The organism is Mucilaginibacter sp. CAU 1740 (assembly GCF_039839285.1).
Taxonomy (GTDB): Bacteria; Bacteroidota; Bacteroidia; order Sphingobacteriales; family Sphingobacteriaceae; genus Mucilaginibacter.
In genome coordinates, this window is record NZ_JBDOQS010000019.1 from 15,426 (window position 1) to 35,622 (window position 20,197).

At 42.8% G+C, this 20,197-nt stretch carries 22 protein-coding genes; 13 read left to right on the top strand and 9 right to left on the bottom strand.

The features are described from left to right. Positions 1-237: 237 nt before the first annotated feature. Entirely contained in the window at positions 238-2,295 is a 2,058-nt protein-coding gene (gene ispG / locus AAFN85_RS29720; protein ID WP_347531605.1) for a (E)-4-hydroxy-3-methylbut-2-enyl-diphosphate synthase, read from the bottom strand. A 145-nt stretch (positions 2,296-2,440) separates the two neighbouring features. Here ispG and AAFN85_RS29725 point away from each other — a divergent pair, with 145 nt between their 5' ends. After that, entirely contained in the window at positions 2,441-3,274 is an 834-nt protein-coding gene (locus tag AAFN85_RS29725) for a hypothetical protein (RefSeq protein WP_347531606.1), read from the top strand. Between the two features lie 12 nt (positions 3,275-3,286). Here AAFN85_RS29725 and AAFN85_RS29730 read toward each other — a convergent pair whose 3' ends face one another. The 5 genes from AAFN85_RS29730 to AAFN85_RS29750 form a co-directional block, all read right to left on the bottom strand. Continuing rightward, positions 3,287-3,544: a Txe/YoeB family addiction module toxin gene (locus AAFN85_RS29730; protein ID WP_347531607.1), complete on the bottom strand. Its 258-nt coding sequence runs from the start codon at positions 3,542-3,544 to the stop codon at positions 3,287-3,289. Next, the gene (locus tag AAFN85_RS29735; protein WP_347531608.1) at positions 3,541-3,732 is read right to left on the bottom strand and encodes a DUF2683 family protein; all 192 of its coding nucleotides are present in this window, start codon (positions 3,730-3,732) and stop codon (positions 3,541-3,543) included. Before AAFN85_RS29735 ends, AAFN85_RS29730 begins: the two co-directional genes overlap by 4 nt. A 41-nt stretch (positions 3,733-3,773) precedes the next feature. Further along, positions 3,774-4,385, bottom strand: a complete 612-nt coding sequence (locus tag AAFN85_RS29740; protein WP_347531609.1) for an RDD family protein — start codon at positions 4,383-4,385, stop codon at positions 3,774-3,776. Between the two features lie 16 nt (positions 4,386-4,401). Further along, positions 4,402-5,400: an MBL fold metallo-hydrolase gene (locus AAFN85_RS29745; protein WP_347531610.1), complete on the bottom strand. Its 999-nt coding sequence runs from the start codon at positions 5,398-5,400 to the stop codon at positions 4,402-4,404. 79 nt (positions 5,401-5,479) lie between these two features. Then, the gene (locus AAFN85_RS29750; RefSeq protein WP_347531611.1) at positions 5,480-6,310 is read right to left on the bottom strand and encodes an alpha/beta fold hydrolase; all 831 of its coding nucleotides are present in this window, start codon (positions 6,308-6,310) and stop codon (positions 5,480-5,482) included. Between the two features lie 132 nt (positions 6,311-6,442). Here AAFN85_RS29750 and AAFN85_RS29755 point away from each other — a divergent pair, with 132 nt between their 5' ends. The 9 genes from AAFN85_RS29755 (at position 6,443) to AAFN85_RS29795 (ending at position 13,815) form a co-directional block, all read left to right on the top strand. Next, positions 6,443-7,051: a TetR/AcrR family transcriptional regulator gene (locus AAFN85_RS29755; protein ID WP_347531612.1), complete on the top strand. Its 609-nt coding sequence runs from the start codon at positions 6,443-6,445 to the stop codon at positions 7,049-7,051. Between the two features lie 56 nt (positions 7,052-7,107). After that, positions 7,108-7,761 (top strand): isochorismatase family cysteine hydrolase, encoded by a 654-nt coding sequence (locus AAFN85_RS29760; RefSeq protein ID WP_347531613.1) that lies wholly within the window; start codon positions 7,108-7,110, stop codon positions 7,759-7,761. An 11-nt stretch (positions 7,762-7,772) separates the two neighbouring features. Next, positions 7,773-8,645, top strand: coding sequence for an enoyl-CoA hydratase/isomerase family protein (locus AAFN85_RS29765; RefSeq protein WP_347531614.1), 873 nt, complete (start codon positions 7,773-7,775; stop codon positions 8,643-8,645). A 16-nt stretch (positions 8,646-8,661) separates the two neighbouring features. Beyond that, a complete protein-coding gene (locus tag AAFN85_RS29770) occupies positions 8,662-9,186 on the top strand; it encodes a hypothetical protein (RefSeq protein ID WP_347531615.1) in 525 nt (174 codons plus the stop codon). 42 nt (positions 9,187-9,228) lie between these two features. Further along, the gene (locus AAFN85_RS29775) at positions 9,229-10,275 is read left to right on the top strand and encodes an alpha/beta hydrolase (protein WP_347531616.1); all 1,047 of its coding nucleotides are present in this window, start codon (positions 9,229-9,231) and stop codon (positions 10,273-10,275) included. A gap of 36 nt (positions 10,276-10,311) precedes the next feature. Beyond that, positions 10,312-11,034, top strand: a complete 723-nt coding sequence (locus AAFN85_RS29780; protein ID WP_347531617.1) for a 3-ketoacyl-ACP reductase — start codon at positions 10,312-10,314, stop codon at positions 11,032-11,034. A 23-nt stretch (positions 11,035-11,057) separates the two neighbouring features. Beyond that, the gene (locus AAFN85_RS29785; RefSeq protein WP_347531618.1) at positions 11,058-12,191 is read left to right on the top strand and encodes an L-dopachrome tautomerase-related protein; all 1,134 of its coding nucleotides are present in this window, start codon (positions 11,058-11,060) and stop codon (positions 12,189-12,191) included. A 97-nt stretch (positions 12,192-12,288) separates the two neighbouring features. Beyond that, the gene (locus tag AAFN85_RS29790) at positions 12,289-12,960 is read left to right on the top strand and encodes a type 1 glutamine amidotransferase domain-containing protein (RefSeq protein WP_347531619.1); all 672 of its coding nucleotides are present in this window, start codon (positions 12,289-12,291) and stop codon (positions 12,958-12,960) included. 54 nt (positions 12,961-13,014) lie between these two features. Next, positions 13,015-13,815, top strand: a complete 801-nt coding sequence (locus AAFN85_RS29795; protein WP_347531620.1) for an SDR family oxidoreductase — start codon at positions 13,015-13,017, stop codon at positions 13,813-13,815. Positions 13,816-13,946: 131 nt separating this feature from the next. On the opposite strand, the gene AAFN85_RS29800 is transcribed toward AAFN85_RS29795, so the two are convergent. After that, positions 13,947-15,473, bottom strand: a complete 1,527-nt coding sequence (locus AAFN85_RS29800) for a bifunctional GNAT family N-acetyltransferase/carbon-nitrogen hydrolase family protein (RefSeq protein ID WP_347531621.1) — start codon at positions 15,471-15,473, stop codon at positions 13,947-13,949. Between the two features lie 195 nt (positions 15,474-15,668). Beyond that, the gene (locus tag AAFN85_RS29805) at positions 15,669-16,058 is read right to left on the bottom strand and encodes a MauE/DoxX family redox-associated membrane protein (RefSeq protein WP_347531622.1); all 390 of its coding nucleotides are present in this window, start codon (positions 16,056-16,058) and stop codon (positions 15,669-15,671) included. A 168-nt stretch (positions 16,059-16,226) separates the two neighbouring features. On the opposite strand from AAFN85_RS29805, the gene hemA reads away from it, so the two are divergent. Beyond that, positions 16,227-17,453, top strand: coding sequence for a glutamyl-tRNA reductase (gene hemA / locus AAFN85_RS29810; RefSeq protein ID WP_347531623.1), 1,227 nt, complete (start codon positions 16,227-16,229; stop codon positions 17,451-17,453). 17 nt (positions 17,454-17,470) lie between these two features. On the opposite strand, the gene AAFN85_RS29815 is transcribed toward hemA, so the two are convergent. Then, positions 17,471-17,977 carry a hypothetical protein gene (locus AAFN85_RS29815; protein WP_347531624.1) on the bottom strand — a complete coding sequence of 169 codons (507 nt, stop codon included), beginning with the start codon at positions 17,975-17,977 and terminating at the stop codon, positions 17,471-17,473. A 213-nt stretch (positions 17,978-18,190) separates the two neighbouring features. Between AAFN85_RS29815 and AAFN85_RS29820 the strand changes: the two genes are divergently transcribed. Both AAFN85_RS29820 and AAFN85_RS29825 read left to right on the top strand, forming a co-directional pair. Continuing rightward, a complete protein-coding gene (locus AAFN85_RS29820; RefSeq protein WP_347531625.1) occupies positions 18,191-19,363 on the top strand; it encodes a M64 family metallopeptidase in 1,173 nt (390 codons plus the stop codon). After that, on the top strand, positions 19,330-20,175 hold the full coding sequence (locus AAFN85_RS29825; protein WP_347531626.1) for a hypothetical protein: 846 nt from the start codon (positions 19,330-19,332) through the stop codon (positions 20,173-20,175). The genes AAFN85_RS29820 and AAFN85_RS29825 overlap by 34 nt, the downstream gene beginning before the upstream one ends. Positions 20,176-20,197: the final 22 nt, after the last annotated feature.

The following is a 20,197-nucleotide window of genomic DNA, read 5'->3' on the forward strand; positions in this document are numbered from 1 at the left end:
GAAGCAATCGCACGGAGGCAGAGTAACTATTGCAAATTCGCCCTGTACAGTTCGCGATTGCTTCGTGCCTCGCAATGACGTGGGGGAAATGAAAGCGGCCTAAAACTTTGAAAGTTTTAGGCCGCTTTTTTATTCTGAAAACTACCATCGTATCTCGCAATGACATGTAGGAGAGCATCGCCGCTAAAACTTACGAAGTTTTAAAAACTTCGTAAGTTTCCTTTCCGACATATTCTGCTAATTCTTTAATCCTGAAAATTCTGATTCAGGCGTTTCTAAATCAATCCAATTCCCATCCGCTTTGATGATGTTGATCAACTCATCAAGCGCGTTGGCCGAACTGATATTCTTTTTCACAGCTTCCTTACCGCGGTAAAGGGTGATCTTATCCGTACCCGAACCTACATAACCATAATCGGCATCGGCCATTTCGCCGGGACCATTTACAATGCAGCCCATAATACCAATCTTCAATCCTTTCAGGTGACTGGTGCGGCTGCGGATCATCTGGGTAGTGATCATCAGATCGAACAGGGTACGCCCGCAGCTTGGGCAGGAGATGTATTCTGTTTTGGAGATACGTGAGCGGGTAGCCTGCAAAATACCAAAAGCGGTAGAGGTAATTACACCCGTAGGCAATTCAGGCGCATCGATCCAAATACCATCACCAAAGCCATCAACTAATAAAGCGCCGAGGTCTGTTGAGGCGTATAATTGCAGTTTAGATGTGAGGTCTGCGATTGAATACTTCGGATCAGCTTCAGTTTCAGAATCAAACACATAGCTTCTCTTCACAATCACCGGCACATCTAAACCTAATTCTTCCATTTTGAAGAAGAAGGCGCGTTGTTCGGCCATACCGTGCAGGGCTTCTGTTTCCAATACTAACACCAATGAGTTATCCAATGGGATCGAACCAAAAGCTTCCGAATCGATATCGGCAGGTTGCAGCCTCACTAAGTTCAGTTTTGATGAACGGTCAACATCTGCAATATATTCCTGCAAAGTAAATACCGGGTGGCAATTAGTTTTATCGGCCAATTTAAGCCAGGTGTTGTAGTTATATAATTGCTTTAAGTTGCCCGGCAGTACGAACGAAGGCAATTCATCAGCCAAATAAACAAAATCAACCGAAGCCTCGGCCATATTATATTTATCCAGCAGCGGCGAGTAGAGGTAGCCTGCCTCGTTCAAAACAGCCGGATCTTTCAGGTTCTTTTTAGATAGATCGATAACCACACGCGGCACCAAATGCCCGCCTATAAACGCGTTGGCCTCGTAAGTTTCGCGTTTTTTATATTCGTAAGGGCTGTGGGAAGCCGAAGGCTGAACGCTGAAGGCTAAAAGCTCTTTTTCTTCTGCTTTCTGCTTTTCGCTTTCTGCTTTCCGCTCCGTGTAACGGCGAACTAATTCAATCGCCACGGGTGCTTCTGCCTCGGGTTCTTCGGTTAGGGATACACGTACGGTATCGCCGAGGCCGTCCTCCAACAAAGTACCTATACCTACGGCAGATTTGATACGGCCATCCTCGCCATCGCCGGCCTCAGTTACGCCCAGGTGCAGCGGGTAGTTCATGCCCTCTGCAACCATGGTTTCAACCAGCAAGCGGTAAGCTTGCACCATTACCTGCGGGTTGCTCGATTTCATAGAGATCACGAGGTTATAGTAATTCAACTGCTCGCACATCCGCATAAATTCCATCGCCGACTCAACCATACCTTGCGGAGTATCGCCATAACGGCTCATGATCCTGTCGCTTAACGAACCGTGGTTTGTACCGATGCGCATGGCGGTACCATACTCTTTACAAACTTTTACCAGCGGAGTGAATTTTTGGAAGATGCGATCCAGTTCGCCCTGGTATTCCACGTCGGTATAATCTATCTGGTCGAATTTCTTTTTATCGGCGTAGTTACCGGGGTTTACGCGCACTTTTTCAACTATGCGGGCAGCTACTTCGGCAGCGTTTGGGGTAAAGTGGATATCGGCAACCAGCGGTACGGTATAACCGCGGGCACGGAGTTGTTTTTTAATTTCGGCCAGGTTTTGGGCCTCTTTGATACTGGGTGCAGTGATACGCACATACTCGCAGCCGGCATCAACCATGCGGATGGTTTGCTCAACCGTACCAATGGTATCCATGGTATCGGTGGTGGTCATGCTTTGTATGCGGATTGGATTATTCCCACCCATGGGCACATCGCCAATATTAACCTCGCGGGTAATAAAACGCGAATATTCGGTTAAGGAGTTACAATAACGACCGGGCAGCACTTTAACAGCATCAGTATTCATCAGTGATGGAAATTAATATAATGCAAATTTAATGAATATGTTGGGATTAGGCTGAGAGTGTTTAAATGATAAATAATTGTGACATCAGTTTTTCCGGCTGGGAAATTTTCTATTTTAGCAGTAATAAAACCTTGATCTATTCACAATGAAAAATTACTTTCTAATCGCCATACTTTGCCTGATCTTTTCGTGCAAAAGCAACACTAAACAAGCATCAACAGATACCCTTGCTGCTTCAAACACCCACGAGAAATCAAATCCTTTGATAGAAAAATTCAAACCGTTACTGGAAGGCACTTGGGTTAAGAAGGCTTATATCGACAAAGTTATCGCAACAAAATCACCATTGGCTGCTGTAGATGAAGCAGAAGACATGACGGCCTTTACTGTAAATACCAATGATATAAAAGAAGATAGCATCAAGGTACTTGTTGGTTGGGGAAATCATGACAGCAGCGAAATGACGCTTAAATTTCAGGCAGGTAAACACCCGTCGTCAGTTATTTTTGGAGCAGGTGAATTAAGTTTAACATCTGAAGATGGTGCTACAATTTTAACATACTACCATCCTGATGAAAAAAGCAAAAAAATAATCGCAACTAAATTTGTTAAGGCGCCATCCTCCGGCCAAACAAACCAATTGGCTTATGATACTTACTACCTTGTTAACAAAGGGCTCATCGCCGGCGATTATATAATAACTGATAGCTTAGGCAAAACGTCAAAAATCAATTTTGAAGCTCACGGGAAAGTGACCGGATTTTTCAATTTTAATACCTATGATATAAATATCGACCTTAATTCGGACGCGATGGATAACCTTGATGAGATAAGCTTTAAAGCCGGGGAGAAAAAATATCAATCATATTCTTTTAAGTTCGATGTCGATACGCTGAAATTATATGAAACCAAGCCAAATGAAGATTCAACTTTATTGGTATTGGATAAAATGAAGTATAAATTGGTGAAGGCGAAGTAGCAAAGACAATTTTTAATAATGGCCTTTTAAAGAAAGTATGAAAATAGTATCATCTTCAATTTCATAAACTAAACGATGTTCTCTGTTAATTCGTCGAGACCAAGCACCTGATAAATTGTGTTTCAACTGCTCTGGCTGTCCTATCCCACTATATGGATCTTCAACAATAGCTTTTAACAGTTCTTTTATTTTCTTTATAGCTTGAACATTTCCGCTTTTATTAAAATATTCAAGATCAGCATCGGCCTGTTTCGTAAATCGAACAATCACAGCTCATCAATATTTACAACACGTGTTTCTCCGTTTTTTACTTGCTTCCTGCTATTCTCAATTTTTGCAACAAACTCAGGATCATAACCCGATTTATCTTCATCAAAAGAAATCTTAAATGCCTTCATAAATGCCTTTAAGGCATTTAATTGCTCTTTATTTTTCGGATGTACAATTAATGATTCCATATTCAAATTTAATCAATTAACACTGATGCGCAAAACCTCATCTATACCAACCTATCCTTAATCACCATGGTTTTGGCAATCGTATCATGTAAGCACTGTTTTTTATTATTAAAAAACATCATGAAATAGCCGAAGTAAAAAATGGCTGTAGATAACGATTTACAAACGCTCCGCAACAGCGATTTACCAAAGGTGATGCGGTTGCCATACATATCAACTACTTTTATGCCCATGATCTGCTTGCCCCAGGTGGCCTGCCTGGCCGAGCTTTCCATAACTACACCATAAATAAAACGGGCAAACGGAGCCACACCTAAAATGGCTAAGCTTGTTGCTACGCGACTTTCCTTATCGTGCATAATGCCCAACACTATAACAAATGCGATGATGATAAAGATGCCGAAAACAAAAAACCAATCCAGAGCTACAGCCAGCAATCGCTGATCAAAACCACCGAAATACTGCACAAGTAACGGCGGCTTTTTAAAGCCGAACAGTTCTCTCAATTCCGGTACTTCATGCGCCTCTTTATAATCATCCATCTCATCGGTTTTAACAAAATCAACAGGTTTGATGTTGCGGGCTTTAAGCTCTTCGATTGTGAAAGGGCCTTCGGGTTTGCCGTTAATGACTAAGATATAAGGTTGAGACATGGTTGTGATTTCAACCCTAAGATAAATATTCCTTCCACCATTCAGAATTATATGCGCCTTTTACCTCGGTTGGCTCACCGGGTTTGGGTACAAATAAGTCGATGTGTTTTTGTTTAGCCATGGGCACCAACCATTCAACAGGTTCGTACCATGCATGCGGGGCCAGGTTAAAAGTACCGTAATGGATAGGCATCATCAACTTACCTTTCAAATCGAGATGTGCATTGGAGGCATGATCCGGCCCCATGTGGATATCCGGCCAAAATTTGCCGTAGGCACCAATCTCCAGCATGGTCAAATCAAACGGACCAAAAGTATCACCTATTTCCTTAAACTGGGGTGAATAACCAGAATCGGCACCGAAATAAATATTATGTTCCGGGCCTTTAATTACAAATGATGCCCAAAGCGTTTCGTTACGACCGATGATCCCTCTGCCCGAAAAATGGCGGGATGGTGTTGAGGTTAAAACGATTTCGTTACTGATGAGCGCGCTATCGCCCCAATCCATTTCGGTAATAAAGTTGGGAGCCATGCCCCATTTTTTGAGGTACTGCGCTACCCCTACCGAACAAAAGAAGGGGATATTTTTATCAGCAAAAAACTGAATGGTTGCTTTATCTAAATGGTCATAATGATCATGCGATTGGATAACAGCATCCAGCGGCGGCAGATCGGCCAAAGCTATTGGCGGTTGAAAGAAACGCTTGGGACCGAACGATTGTGAAAACGATACCCTATCGCTCCAAACCGGGTCGGTCAGAATACGCTTGCCATCAATTTCTATCAGGATGCTTGAATGGCCTATCCAGGTAATGCGCAAACCCGATGCAGGCGGAGCATCGTAAACTGATGAATCTGTTTTGAAAGGGCCTAAAGTTTTTTTAGGTGTATTCTCGGCTTTATTGTTGATATATTCCCTTAAAATCGGGATCATTTTGCCAAAGCCGGCTTCATCAGTGGGTATGGTATTTTGGTATTTTCGTCCTTTTTTGCGCGATGCAGGTAAACTCATAGTAAGCAATTATAGCACTTATATAGGCTATGATATAACTAACGCAAAAAAGTTACGATTGGTTGAAAGCCTTCCACTTTTATTTACTTAAAAATGATAATGCCGTATCCGCAAATTCTTTCAGCTGAACTGGCAAGGTATCGCCCGCAAACGGGTGCGAGCCGCCGAAAGTATGATCAGCACCTTTTTGTACTATGTATTCCGCAACTGGGTTTGCTTCATGCAGTAACAAGGAGCGTTCTACCGGTATTGTAGGGTCGGCATCACCGTGAACAATAAGCCATGGCCGGGTTATTTTCGTGGCCTGCCGGATGATATCCAACCTGAGCGGGTGGGCGTCCAGATCATCCAGCAAGGTTGATTTGATAGGCATTTGCTGACCGGTACGTTTATTCTCAAAATAAAACACGCTCTGTAAACGCCATTGCTGTTCTATTTGCTGTGGCCAAAGGCTACGGAAACCTGAGATAGATGCCATGGTTACCAGCTTTTTGATTCGTGGATCTTCGGCAGTTTTAATAATACTAACGCCGCCGCCCATGCTATGCCCGATAAGGTAAACACTATCGGCAACGGGCATACTGGCCCCGCTGCAGGCAAAATCAATTATGGTATCCAAGTCTTCCAGTTCAATGCTGATGGTGTTATCGGCAAAGGCAGTCAGGTCAGCAAAATCGTGGGGATTAGCAGGCGTAGTACCATTATGCGAAAAGTTGAATTTCAGGAAGCGAAAGCCGTTCTGAACAAAATAACGTGCCAGCAGATCATGCGTTCCCCAATCTTTGAACCCTTTAAAACCATGCGCGAAAATTACCAGTGGCGCGTTTTTAAAAGCATCATCAAAAGTAACATCGATAAGCATAGGTCGGCCTTTAGCGCCGGGAAGGGTGAAGTTTTCTTGCCTGATCATGGCGGCTAATTTAGTGTTATTGGGGGAGAATATATATATTGTAAAACATCACCTCCCAATTTACAATTGTCAGATGAAAACCACATAAAATAAAAATTTCATGCCCAAAGATACCTATCGGTATCTTTGGGCATGAAATTTACTCCTGATTCGGAAACTACGCGCCAGGCTATCATAGAAAGCACAGCCGACCTGTTTAATAAAAAGGGATTTGCAGGTACTTTCATTTCAGACATTACTGCCGCTACAGGATTAACCAAGGGTGGTATTTACGGTAATTTTAAAAATAAAGATGATGTTGCTTCAGCAACGCTTGATTTTAATATAAAAAGGCGCGCGGCTATTATCGACAGAAAAATAAATACGGCTTCAAGCTACCGGGAAAAACTGATAGCCTACGCAGATCTTTTTAGCAGCAGGGAGAACAAGGTGTTTGCACCTGGCGGTTGCCCTTTAATGAATACGGCCTGTGAAGCTGATGATACTAATCCCGAATTAATGGAGCCGGTTTCTGTTGAAATGGCACGATGGAAAAATGGCTTGGTTGCCATTATTAATGATGGGATCCAGGCAGCTGAATTTAAAAAAGATACAAATGCGGTAAAAATAGCACTTACAATTATCGCCATAATTGAAGGCAGTGTATTACTGGGCCGGGCACTTAAAAGTAATGAAGATCGCGACCTGGTTCTCGAATCTGTTAAAGACCTTATTGATAATATGGCTACCGGCTCTGTATAAGGGCTTTTTTTTTAACCTTCCAGATACCTATAGGTATCTGGAAAAATTAATACAAAATGGAAAATAATGACTTCATCTTACAGGATAAAATAAACACTTACCTGCCAGAGCGTACCGGGATACTCCTGGTTGATCCTTACAATGATTTTCTGCACCATGATGGCAAAGCCTGGCCAAAGGCAAAAGAAGTAGCCGAAGGTGTGCAACTGGTAAAGCACCTGGCCGAAGTGGTTAGGGTTGCTCGTGAGTTATTGATAAAGATATTCTACGTACCCCATCACCGGGCAGAGCCGACCGATTATGCTGATTGGAAGTACCCTACTGCCACACAAAAAGCCTCACATAACCGCCAGCTGTTTGCCAAAGGGAGTTGGGGAGGGCAGTTTCATGATGATTTTACCCCACAGCCCGGTGATATTGTGATCAAGGAGCATTGGGCGCAAAGCGGATTCGCAAATACCGATCTCGATCAGCAGTTGAAGCAGCACGATATCGATCAAATTATTTTGATCGGTATGCTGGCTAATTCCTGTATCGAATCTACCGGTCGTTTCGGGATGGAGCTTGGCTACCATGTAACCCTGGTAAAAGATGCTACCGCTGCTTACGCCTGGGAAAACATGCATGCTGCTCATAACATCAATGGCCCCACCTATGCCCATGCTATACTAACCACAGATGAACTCATAAAACAATTGAAGAAAAACTAAACATAGCACCAATGGAAAATTTAACTGCGTCATTTTCCCAGGAGTCGCTGGGAGGGACACCGCTTATTTTAACAAAACATAACAAAGGCTTTTGGCAGGTTACGTTTGATAACGCGCCGCTTAATCTTTTCAACCCCGAGATGCTCAGCGGCCTGGAACTGATAGTAGCCGAAATGCAAAACAACCCCGATTTAAGGGTTATAGTATTTGACAGCGCTATCAAAGATTACTTCATTGCTCATTTCGATATTTTCAGGGGTGCTGAGATCCTTGGCAAAAAAACAAAATCGGGATTAGCCCCATGGTTTGACGTGGCTAAGGCTTTATTCGATTCGCCCGTGATCAGTATCGCTTTGATCCGGGGCCGAACCAGGGGAGTAGGCATCGAGTTCGCGGCGGCCTGTGATATGCGTTTCGCAAGCAGGGAGAAAGCAATATTCGGTCAGTTTGAAGTAGGTGTAAGTACCATTCCCGGTGGTGGTAGCATGGAATTTCTCCCCTTATTGGTTGGCCGGTCACGAGCCTTGGAAATAATTATAGGCGCTGATGATTTTGATGCCGATACCGCAGAACGTTACGGATTGGTTAACCGCACTTTACCTGATGCTGAACTAAACGTTTTCGTTTACAAATTAGCCCTTCGTATCAGCCGGTTTGACCGCTCCATAACAGGCAAGGCTAAAACAATGATCAACGCCCGTACCCCTGCGCCTAACATGGCAGATATGAACGAATCCCGCTCGGTATTTATCGCCAGTAATTTAAGGCCTGAGCGCAAACCCGTTTCGCAAAAACTATTGGCCTGGGGAATACAGCAGGATGGCGATTTTGAACGCAACCTGGGCAGCTACCTGGCTAAAATAGGAGACGATATCAGCAAATAAAATTAATAACTGACTTATGAAAACTGAAAATCAAATTGTTGAATCGAGCTTTAGCGCGTTGATCAACGCCCCTATCGAAAAAATCAACCTGCCCGACTGGGCTTTTAATCTTTCCGAAGCTGAATACCAGGGATGTTCGCCGGCACATGTTGCTGTTGGTAAAACAATCGGACCAGATGGCAAAAGAATGTCTATAAATGTTGAAGTTATAGGCGGCAACCCGATGGTGCAGCATTATACAGAAACAGTATCCGAGCCACATCACCTGGTACTGATATCCCTGTCAGACGTTTTTACGCCTACCGGCCGCGTAAGCATTTATGTTACCTGGGAACTTAGTGTACGCCCCATTAGCGAAAACCAGTGTGAATTTACCAACCGCGTAGTAACACATGCTACAGATGAATTACTGGCCGGACTTCAAAAGCAGGGAATCCCGTTTGAGTTATTTAAAGCTATGCGCCAGCCATTATCAATAGATCATAATAAAACAGAAACGCCATTTTTTGCTGCAAGCATTGAGCGGTACGCGTTGCGGTAATAGCAATCTCATTTTAAATCAACTAAATCATTTTAAAACACGATGAGTTTAAACCGACGCAAATTTATCGCATCAACGGCCTTTTCGCTGGCTGCAGGTGCTTTAGGAAGTACCGTTTTAACTGCTGCAAAAAGCGAAGAGAAAAACAAATATTCTGCCGGATCTAAGACGACAAACCTGCTTGCAGATCTGGGTCCATTAAAGCAAATTAAAGCCGGTGTACTGAATGTAGGTTATCATGAATCGGGGCCTTCAGATGGGCAGCCGGTGATTTTGATGCATGGATTTCCGTTTGATGTGCATGCTTACAGTCAGGTTGCGCCTATTTTGGCGGCGCAAGGCTGCCGGATTATTGTGCCTTACTTGCGCGGTTTTGGGCCGACGCGTTTTTTGCAGGCTGAAACAATTCGATCAGGACAGCAGGGAGCGCTGGTTACAGACCTGCGTAACTTGATGGATGCGCTTTCAATACCCACTGCTATTTTGGGCGGCTATGATTGGGGTGGTCGGGCTGCCGCAGGTGTTGCCCTGATCTGGCCCGAACGCTGCTCTGGCCTGGTATCGGTAAACGGATATGCCATCCTCGATCTTCCGCATTTCAATATCCCGGCTTCGCCTAAACAGGAGCAATCCATTTGGTTTATGTATTATTTTCTATCCCAAAGAGGTGAAGCAGGTTACCGTAAAAACCGCCTCGAAATCAATAAAATGCTATGGCAAACCTTCTCGCCTAAATGGGCATTTGATGATACCACATTCAATCTCACAGCTGCGGCATTTAACAACCCCGATCATGTTGATGTAGTGATACACTCCTATCGGCACCGCTACGGTATAACACAGGGCGACCCAGCTTATGCAGCTATAGAAAGTGTGTTTGCAAAACAACTGCCTATAACTGTGCCAATCATTACACTTGATGGCCAGGATGATGGTGTAAGGCCACCAAATGACGGCACAGCCTACGCCGACAAATTTACCGGACCAAGAACACACCGGATTATTCCCGGCTCCGGGCACAATCTTCCGCAGGAAAAACCACAGGCCTTTGCCGACGCAGTTATGGAACTCATTAAAAACAAAAAATAAATAACGCCTTATCAGGCAAACTTAAACTTCAAAAAAATGAACAATTTAAAAGGTAAAACCGCATTAATTACAGGAGCGGGCAAAGGGATAGGACGTGCAATAGCATTAGCTTTAGCCGCAGAAAGCGTTAACCTGGCACTGGTTGGGCGCACGTTAGCCAATCTTCAAAACGTAGCTGAAGAAGTACGGGCTTTAAACCCCGCAATTAAAATTTGCATCGTGAGGGCAGATATCTCCAATCTCAACGATGTTGTATCGGCTGCGCAAACAATCCGGCAGGAAATAGGGAAAGTGGATATCCTTGTAAACAATGCAGGAACGGCGCAACTGGCCAAATTTCTTGATCTGGAAGTTGAGGCATGGGAAAACATTGTACGTACCAATCTTTTCGGCACCTACTACGTTATCCGTCAAATACTACCTCAAATGCTGGAGCGCCAGGAAGGCGATATTATCAATATCGCCTCTACAGCAGGCCTTAAAGGTGCACCGGTAACCAGTGCCTATAGCGCGTCCAAATTCGGATTGATCGGCTTATCAGAATCGCTAATGCTGGAGGTAAGGAAATCTAATATTCGTGTTTTTACCTTAATGCCGAGCACAGTTGGAACCGAGCTTTCCATTAATAACAAACTTACCGACGGTAACCCCGAAACTACCTTGCAACCTGAAGATCTGGCAGAAGTTCTGATTGCCCATCTTAAGCTGCCACGCAGGGCGCTAATTAAAGATGTAAGTATCTGGTCAACCAATCCATAAATCATCATCAATCAAAAATTTATATGAACAAGTATATTTTAACATGGCTATTACCCCTTGCGATGGGGTTAGCTTCCTGCTCGCAGCCAGGTAATAGCGGCAATCATCAAAAAAAAGAGGTAGCTGCAACACACGCTGATAATAAATTAGAACAGGTGTTTGCTGATAGTACTTACCAATTAACCGGGGTAGCCGTATCGGCAGATGGAAGGATGTTTGTAAATTATCCTTACTGGTTGGATAAACATACCTATTCGGTTGTGGAGGTTGGAAAAGATGGCAAAGCGAAGCCATACCCGGATGAGGCCTGGAACAGATTTAAAAAAGGCGAAAACGGGCTAAATAAATTTGTGTGCGTTCAGGCTGTATTTGCCGACGAGGAGGGGTATTTATGGATTGTAGATCCCGCCGGTATTGGCCTATCAGATGTATATCAGAAAAGCAACAAGCTTATCCAAATCGACCTGAAAACAAACCAGATAAAACAGATATACAGGTTTCCTGAAAACGTTGCCGGTATCAAAAGTTACATCAACGAAATTAGGATTGATAATAAAAACGGCTTCGCTTACATGACCAGTTCAGCAAATGGGGGTATAGTTATCGTCAATATTAAAACCGGTGCTTCCCGGTTAGTACTTCACAACCATTACTCAACACTATCAGACCCTACCTATCATTTTAAAATGAACGGCAGGGAAATGATGAATGCAAAGGGAGTAGCGAAGATTAATTCGGATGGTATAGCATTAACTCCTGATAAGGCCTGGCTTTATTATAAATCGCTTACAGATAATAAACTATACCGGATAAACACCGCCATTTTACGAGACTTTAAAAGTTCTGAAAAAGCCATTGAAGGAGCAATTGAAGACCTGGGCAAATTTGTAGCTACCGACGGAATGGAGTTTGATCAGAATGGCAATCTATACATGGGAGATCTTGAACATTCCAGTATCGTAAAGATAAGTCCGGATAAAAAAATGACAACCCTTGTGCAGGATACAGCTAAGCTTAGCTGGCCCGATAGTTATAGTATTACCCGGGATGGTTACCTCTATATCACCTGTTCACAAATACACCAAATGCCTTTTTTTAATAACAATAAAAACTTAACCCAATTGCCTTACAAGGTATTCAGGTTAAAAATAAAATAGCAGGTAAAGCTAACCGGCGCCGGTTAGGCCAAACTGTCTGTATCAACGGCTTAAGTAAGCCTATTATAATTAATCCATCTTTTTAAAACTCAGTAAAATGTCAAAGAAAATTCTGCTGGTATTAACCAGCCACGCCCAATTTGGAAACACCGGAAAACCAACCGGTTATTATTTACCCGAAGCATCTGTTTCTGCAAAAATTATCAGCGATGCAGGCTATGAGATAGATTTTGTTAGTCCGCAAGGCGGGCCAGCTCCTTTTGTAACCGGTAATGAAGCCGACCCGGCTGATGAGTGGTTTCTGAATGATAGTGAGATCCAGCACAAAGTAAACCATACGCTTAAACCAGCCGAAGTTGATGCAAATCAATACAGCGCCATTTACTATATAGGCGGCCATGGTACGGTATGGGATTTTAAAGATAATGCCGAATTGCAGGATATCACCAGGAAAATTTGGGAAAACAACGGTGTTGTAGCCGGCGTATGCCATGGTCCTATCGGCCTCATCAATGTAAAATTATCTAACGGTAAATACCTGGTAGATGGTAAAAAGATAGCTTCATTCAGTAATGCAGAAGAAGCTGCCGAAGGTGGCGTTGGCGTTGTTCCGTTTTTTGTAGCGGATGAGTTGGCAGCCCATGGCGGTATCATATCACATGCCGATTTGTGGGAAGCAAACGTTATTGCCGACGGCAATTTTGTAACCGGCCAAAACCCGGCTTCGGCAAAAGGTGTATCTGATGAAATTGTCAATTTGCTTAAATAAACAGGTAAATAGTTTCGACAAAAACTAAATCGATACCGTAATTAAATATTCAAAATGTTAGAAAATAAAAATATGGGGACCGCCGTAGTAACGGGTGCATCTTCGGGCTTGGGCGAAATATTTGCTGATAGGCTGGCCAAACGCGGTTACAACTTAAAACTGGTGGCACGCCGTAAAGACAGGTTGAACGCACTTGCAACCAAACTGCAAAGCAAATACGGAATAAAAGTTACCAACCTTGTTGCAGACCTTGGAGCAGCGGCGGACCTGGAAAATGTAGTTAACGATTTAAGAGCTGATAAAAGCATTACCCTGCTTATTAACAATGCCGGCACATCTACGGTCTCTCCAATTATAAAAACGAGTGTTGATAAACAAAAAGCAATGGTGGATGTGAATATTACCGCCCTGATGCTCTTGTCTGATGCGGTTTTGCCAAATTTTGCAGAGAAGAACGAAGGAACTTTAATCAACATAGCCTCGGTATTGGGCTTTCATTCGTTACCTATCAGCGCGGTTTACAGCGGTACCAAAGGTTTCGTGATCCAATATACCCGCGGATTACAGGAAGAATTTAAAGGAACCAATATCAGGGTGCAATTAGTAAGTCCGGCTACTACCGCTACCGAATTATGGGATGTTGCCGGTATCCCCTTATCAGCTTTAAATCAGGCTACGATTATGACAGTTGAAGATTGCGTAGATGCTGCCCTTTCCGGATTGGACCGTGGAGAACTGGCTACCTATCCATCAATAAATGATCAAACATTGATAGATACTTACGAAGATGCCCGTATCAGGCTGTTCAAAGGATCGCAAAATGGCCAGGTTGCCGAACGCTATCTTGAAAATTAAAAATATCGATTTTGATTTCTGTTAGCAGTTTAATATTAAGTCCCCGAACATATGCTGAGGGGACTTTTATTTAAAACCAGATTACAACAAATGATAAAAAAAGTGATTATTGAGATGCTGGAGGTCGCTTCCTACACCCGCTTCCCATTAAAAGTAATATTATACAGATCAGTCCGCCTATCCTTAATATTCTGCACGCTGCCATATTCATGCAGTTCATCCAGTAATGAAAGATCCACATCTGCAATAACGATCATCTCGGTATTCGGCGTAGCTTCAGATTGGATACCGTTGGTAGGGAACCCAAAATCAGATGGTGTAAACACGGCCGATTGGGCATAGCTGATACCCATGTTATTTACATTGGGCAGGTTACCTACGCAACCCGCGATAGCTACGTAGCATTCGTTCTCTACCGCGCGGGCCTGGGCACAAAACTTAACCCGGTTAAAGCCGTTTTGAGTATCGGTAAGGAAGGGCACAAACAGGATCTGCATATCCTGACCGGCCAGGATCCGCGATAGCTCCGGGAACTCCACATCGTAACAGATCAGGACGCCAATTTTGCCGCAATCTGTATCAAAAACCTTTACCTCATCGCCTCCACGAATGCCCCACGAACTAATTTCGGATGGGGTTGGATGGATCTTGAAAATCTCTTCCATGCTACCATTCCGGCGCAACAGGTATGATACATTGTATAGCGATTCCTCTTCAATTTTTGGCATGCTACCGGCAATGATATTCACGTTGTATGATACCGACAGCTTGCCAAATTCTTCTACTATTTGCTGGGTATATTTAGCCAGTTCGCGCATAGCCTTGGCGGTATCCATGTGGTTATAATCGGCCATCAGTGGCGTATTAAACAGCTCGGGAAACAGGATAAAATCGGCCTGGTAATCACTTACCGCGTCAACAAAATACTCGGCGTGCTTAAGCAATTCGCTAATGTTATTAAATGAGCGCATTTGCCACTGTACCAATCCAATACGTACTACAGTTTTGTGATTGATCACACTGCTCACCTCCTCATAGTACACGTTATTCCACTCAATAAGCGTAGCAAATCCTTTCGAGCGGCTATCTTCCGGCAGGTAATTTTTCAACACCTTGCGCACGTGAAAATCATTGGAGAGCTGGAACGAAAGCGTGGGATCGTAGATCTCCTTATACTTCACCTTATCGATGTACTGGCGCGGGGTAAGGTCGTTCTGGTATTTTTGATAATTTGGGATGCGGCCGCCCGCTATAATGCTTTTTAAATTCAGCTTTTCGCACAAGGCCTTGCGGGCTTCGTACAGCCTTCGGGCAAGCCGTAAACCGCGGTAATTGGGGTGAATAAAAACATCTATTCCGTAAAGCACATCACCCTTGTCGTTATGAGTTTTAAAGGTGCTGTCGCCGGTTATTTGTTTGTAAGTATGGTTATCACCAAATTTTTGATAATCAACAATAATTGCTAACGCGCAGCCAACCACAACATCGTTAACGGTTACACAGATCTGCCCTTCGGGGAATAATTTGATGAGCCTTTTAATGGAGTTGGCGTCCCAATAATCCTCGTCCATATCCATATAGGCCGATTTCATTGATTTTTTTAACTCCTGGTAGTCCTGTACCTCCAGGCCGCGCAATTCAACACTTTGCAGATCCATATATTGTTTTTAGATGTCAGTTTCGTTACTCACCCCGACGTCGCTGCGCTTGTCACCCCTCTGTACGGCTTGCCGTAGAGAGGGGATCTTTTCTCCTGTTTCTCCTACCCTCTTTATCCGCAGGATAGAGAGGGTGGCCCAGCGAAGCGTAGGCCGGGTGAGTCAATTCATCCAACATCCAAAATCTCAATTGGTTTAAACTAATTTCTCCTTATCGTTGGTGTGCCAGTAAGCCCACGCTATCAATACAAATTGCATGGCAAGCCGTAACCAGGCAAAAAGCGGTGTTATGGTCATACCGTTAACTTTAAACGGCGCGTCGAACACCATGCCTACATGCACCGTTAAAAAAGCAACCAACATTAGCACAATCCCCCAGCCGGCCCAGTACCTTGTTTTCGATGAAACAAGCAGCAAACCAAGCAATATTTCAACTATTCCGGCTACAATATTTACAGCCTCAGGATACAGTAAATTATGGGGCATTACGGCTAAATAAAAGCCCGGATCGCGGAAGTGGTTGCAGCCTGCCAGCACGTAAAACGCGATGAGTATTATCAGGCTTATTTTTTTAAACGTATTCATAATTTAATTTACGAATATTTTGGTATATAGTTCATAAAACAGTTTTAATACGGCAAAACAAGCCATTTTCACAATTTATAACCATTCCAAATAAGCCGTTCTGACAAAGTGTTGACATAGTATGTGCCGAATAGTGATACTTTTGTTCGGTCAAATTTTAAAACTGCTTTGAAGTATCTAAAGGTTATAGCTTTTACGCACAAACAGATTGAACTGAAGGAATTGGGTAGATTAGTGGTTTGTCAGGAAAATCTGTCGCAAAAACTTGCACAGGTAAAAGCCCAGTTCAACATCCCCGAGATCTTCTACCTGGCTACCTGTAACCGCGTTGAGTTTGTAATGACCACCCCACAAACAGTTGATAAAGACTTCGCCAAAAAATTCATAGAAGCCTTTAATACAGAGCTTTGCCATGACTCACTGAGCACTTTTATGGATAGCGCGTCTATCTATGAAGATCAGGAAGCTATGGTACACCTGTTACGCACTTCATGTAGCTTAGAGAGTTTGGTAGTTGGCGAAAAGGAAATTCTGGCCCAGTTACGCAAAGCCTACGAACATTGTAAAGATGCCGGCCTTACCGGCGATGCCATGCGAATGATCATGAACTGCGTGGTAAAAACAGCCAAAGAGGTGTACACACATACCAACATCTCTAAAAACCCAATTTCGGTTGTATCTCTTGCCTACCGCAAATTAAAAGATCTCAACCTTTGCTCAAACGCTCGTGTACTGATCATCGGTGCAGGCGAAACCAACCGCAACCTCTCTAAATATCTTCAAAAGCATAAATTTTCAAACTTCTCGGTATTTAACCGTACCGTAGCTAATGCCGAAAAGTTAGCTGCCGATTTAGGTGGTGAAGCATTCGATCTGGAAGCTTTGAAAACATACAATAAAGGTTTTGATGCCATTATCACCTGCACATCGGCAGTTGAGCCTATCATCACTCCCGAAATTTACAAATCGCTTTTAAACGGCGAAGAAGGCAGGAAAACCATTGTAGATTTGGCAATCCCTAACGATACCGCTCCTGAGGTATTGGAGCAATTCCCGGTTAACTTTATTGAGGTACATTCATTAAACGAAGTTGCCAAGAAAAACCTGCAGGAACGCTATCAGGAACTGGTACACGCCGAAGCCATCATTGAGCAAAACATTGCCGAGTTTATTATGCAGCTAAAACAACGCCGCATTGAACTGGCCATGCGCCAGGTACCCGAAAAGATCAAAGAGATCCGCAACACGGCTATCAATTCAGTTTTTGCCGATGAAGTTCAGGGCCTCGACGAACAATCGCGTGAGATCCTTGAGAAAGTGATCAACTACATGGAGAAAAAATATATCAGCGTACCCATGATCATGGCGAAGGATATATTGATCAATGAAAATTGATCATTCGATAGTTTGTTTTATAAAGTATCCATTTCTTGAGCTTTTATTGCATCTGTTATTCTGTAATAAGATTTTGCCCCATCACCTTTCATTTCTTGGTGCCATAATTTATTTATTTCTAAAATTTCGAGATTTCTGTCGATTCCGATTTTCCAAGCATACCACACGTCTTCAGGAATACGTTTTTTTGTAAACCAAAGATATTCCTCAGCACACAAGTTAAAATAATCAATAATCACTATTTTATCTTCTTTCTCCAATGCTTTGGACTCTATTCTTTGTTTATTAATAAGGTCATTAAAGCGTTGGTCATATCTTTCATTAAAAGTTTTAAATAATTCATTAAATAGGTTGTCGCCATCTACCTTAAGCTTGATTACACTCAAGTAAATAGTAGCAATAGATCCTATAATCCCTATCAAAACAGTATCAGTTATACAAAAAACCCTATATGATATTATAGAAACCAAAACAGCTACTGCAAACCATATATTTTCTTTGTTCTTCTTGTAATAAAATTTCATGTTATAATATTAATCAAAAATCCTTTTTTTAAAGAACTCAATCAACAATAGCGTTACCTGCGGCCCGGGCTATACGCTCATACTACACAGGACATTAGCCACAAGTCAGGTATGCGCTCCAATCCCTAACGCAAACATTTTCGGCCACTACAAATTATCATTCATAGGCAATAAAAAACGGCGATTTACGTGTACATTAAACTAAATTTTATCATGACATCAAAAACCGCCTTATCTTTTCTTTTATTGATCTTTATCTTCTTAATATCCTGTAAAAAAGATAAACCAGTACCCACATCGCCCTATTACACCGATGGCGAGGTGAGCAAGCTGAATTATAACCGGCAAAACGGCGTAAATATTATATTTATAGGAGATGGTTTTACTAAAGAAGACCTGAAAAAGGGAGGTGCTTATGAAACCCATGCCAGGGAATTTGCCGATTTTTTATTCACCATCCCTCCATATAAGCAGTACAAAAGTTTTTTCAATACTTATGTAGTTTATGCCGAGTCGAAAAAAAGCGGGTTAAACGCTTCATTCGATCCGGCTAATACCGATACCAAATTCAACGCCTATTTTTCGGGAGGCAGCACAGGCTTACTTTTAGCCGGCAATTATCAGGCTATTAACGAATATGTAAGTAAAGCTGTGCCGCGTGCCAAAGCAAATATCATTATATTGATGGTAAATACCGATACTATCGATGCCGCAACGGGTAGCTACGATGGCTTTGCCGAAATAACCGTTGGTCCGTTGGCAAAATATGCTATGATCCACGAGCTTGGCCACGCTTTCGCTTCATTGGGCGATGAATATGTTTTTCCTGAAATTGCTGATAATTACCCATTGGATATGGTTCCGTATTTACCAAATCTTGATACCACCAATGATCCTAAAAAAGTAAAATGGGCCGACTTTTTAAACCGGAACGCATATAGAAGTGTGATAGGCATTTACCAGGGAGGTTATTATAGGGCAACGGGTATTTATCGTCCCGAGGAGGTTAGCGTAATGCAAGGTACCGGCATAACGCTGCATTATAATGCCCCCAGCAGGTTAGCTATTGTGAAAAAGATTGATGAAATAACGGGCACCCCATTTAACATGGATAATTTTTTAGAAAATGATGCCGAGTTGATCCCACTTACATTATTACCCCCTTTAAATTATAAACCCACCGCGATAAATGACTTTATCGGCATTGAAAAAATCAAGCTTCAGCAAAAGCAAAATCTATCTGTTCTTAGTTCTCGCCGCATTTTCAAACCAGTGAGTTTTCATTGTAACAATCCGTGTCAAATTATCTCTAAACCCATATCATTGTTACCAAACTTAAAACCTTCACAAAAATGTTTGAAACTGTTAGCACCGAACAAGCCTTAAAAAGAGGGCAGCGCATGGTAAACGTTCCGGTAAGCTGCATACTTATCGGGTGCTTAGCTACCGGCATTACTTTATTTATCCTTAAAAACGGCTACGAGATACTTGGTGGCGCAATTGCTATTGGTGGCTTTGTGGCCAGTTGGCTTTACTGGAGTTTCGCCATTACCCGTTGGAAGGTTTGGGCTTTTGATAACGTGCGGAACGTTCACCAGTTAAAGAAAAGGGCTATCAGCGAAAAACTGATTTGGCCGGATGGCAGCATCTGGAACAAAACCGAAATTTGGCGGGCTGTAGATAAAGAGAAATGGAACAGCCTGCAAGTTAAATTTAAAACTGAAGATGTTTTTATAGACGACTTTTCAGTACCGAACGAAGTGCTCATCTATTTTTCAAAATCGAAAACATTTGTTCAACTAATGTTAGCGGGAGGCATGTCCGTTTTGGGTGGTTATTTTTTATGCCTTGGCAAAAGCATGGCCTTTGGCGGATTCCTGGCAGTGGTTGGTTTAATAATGGGAGTTACTGAATTTTTGAGAATGCGGAACAAAAAACCGCAAATAGTATTGAATAACCGCGGTATCAAAACGGCATCGGTACAATTTTACCCATGGGATGATATTGATGGAGAAGACGTAATAGTTAAACCCGGCCGTAACAGCACTACCGAATTAATTTACAACCACCCCACTGGCTCGGCAACAATAGAGATCGACGAATACGATATCAGCAAAGAAGAACTTCAAAAATTGCTTCGGGTTTTTAGGGATAGGAACCAGCATTCAATTACAGGTAGGCAAAGCATCTCATCCTAAATACGGGTATCTGATTAAAACT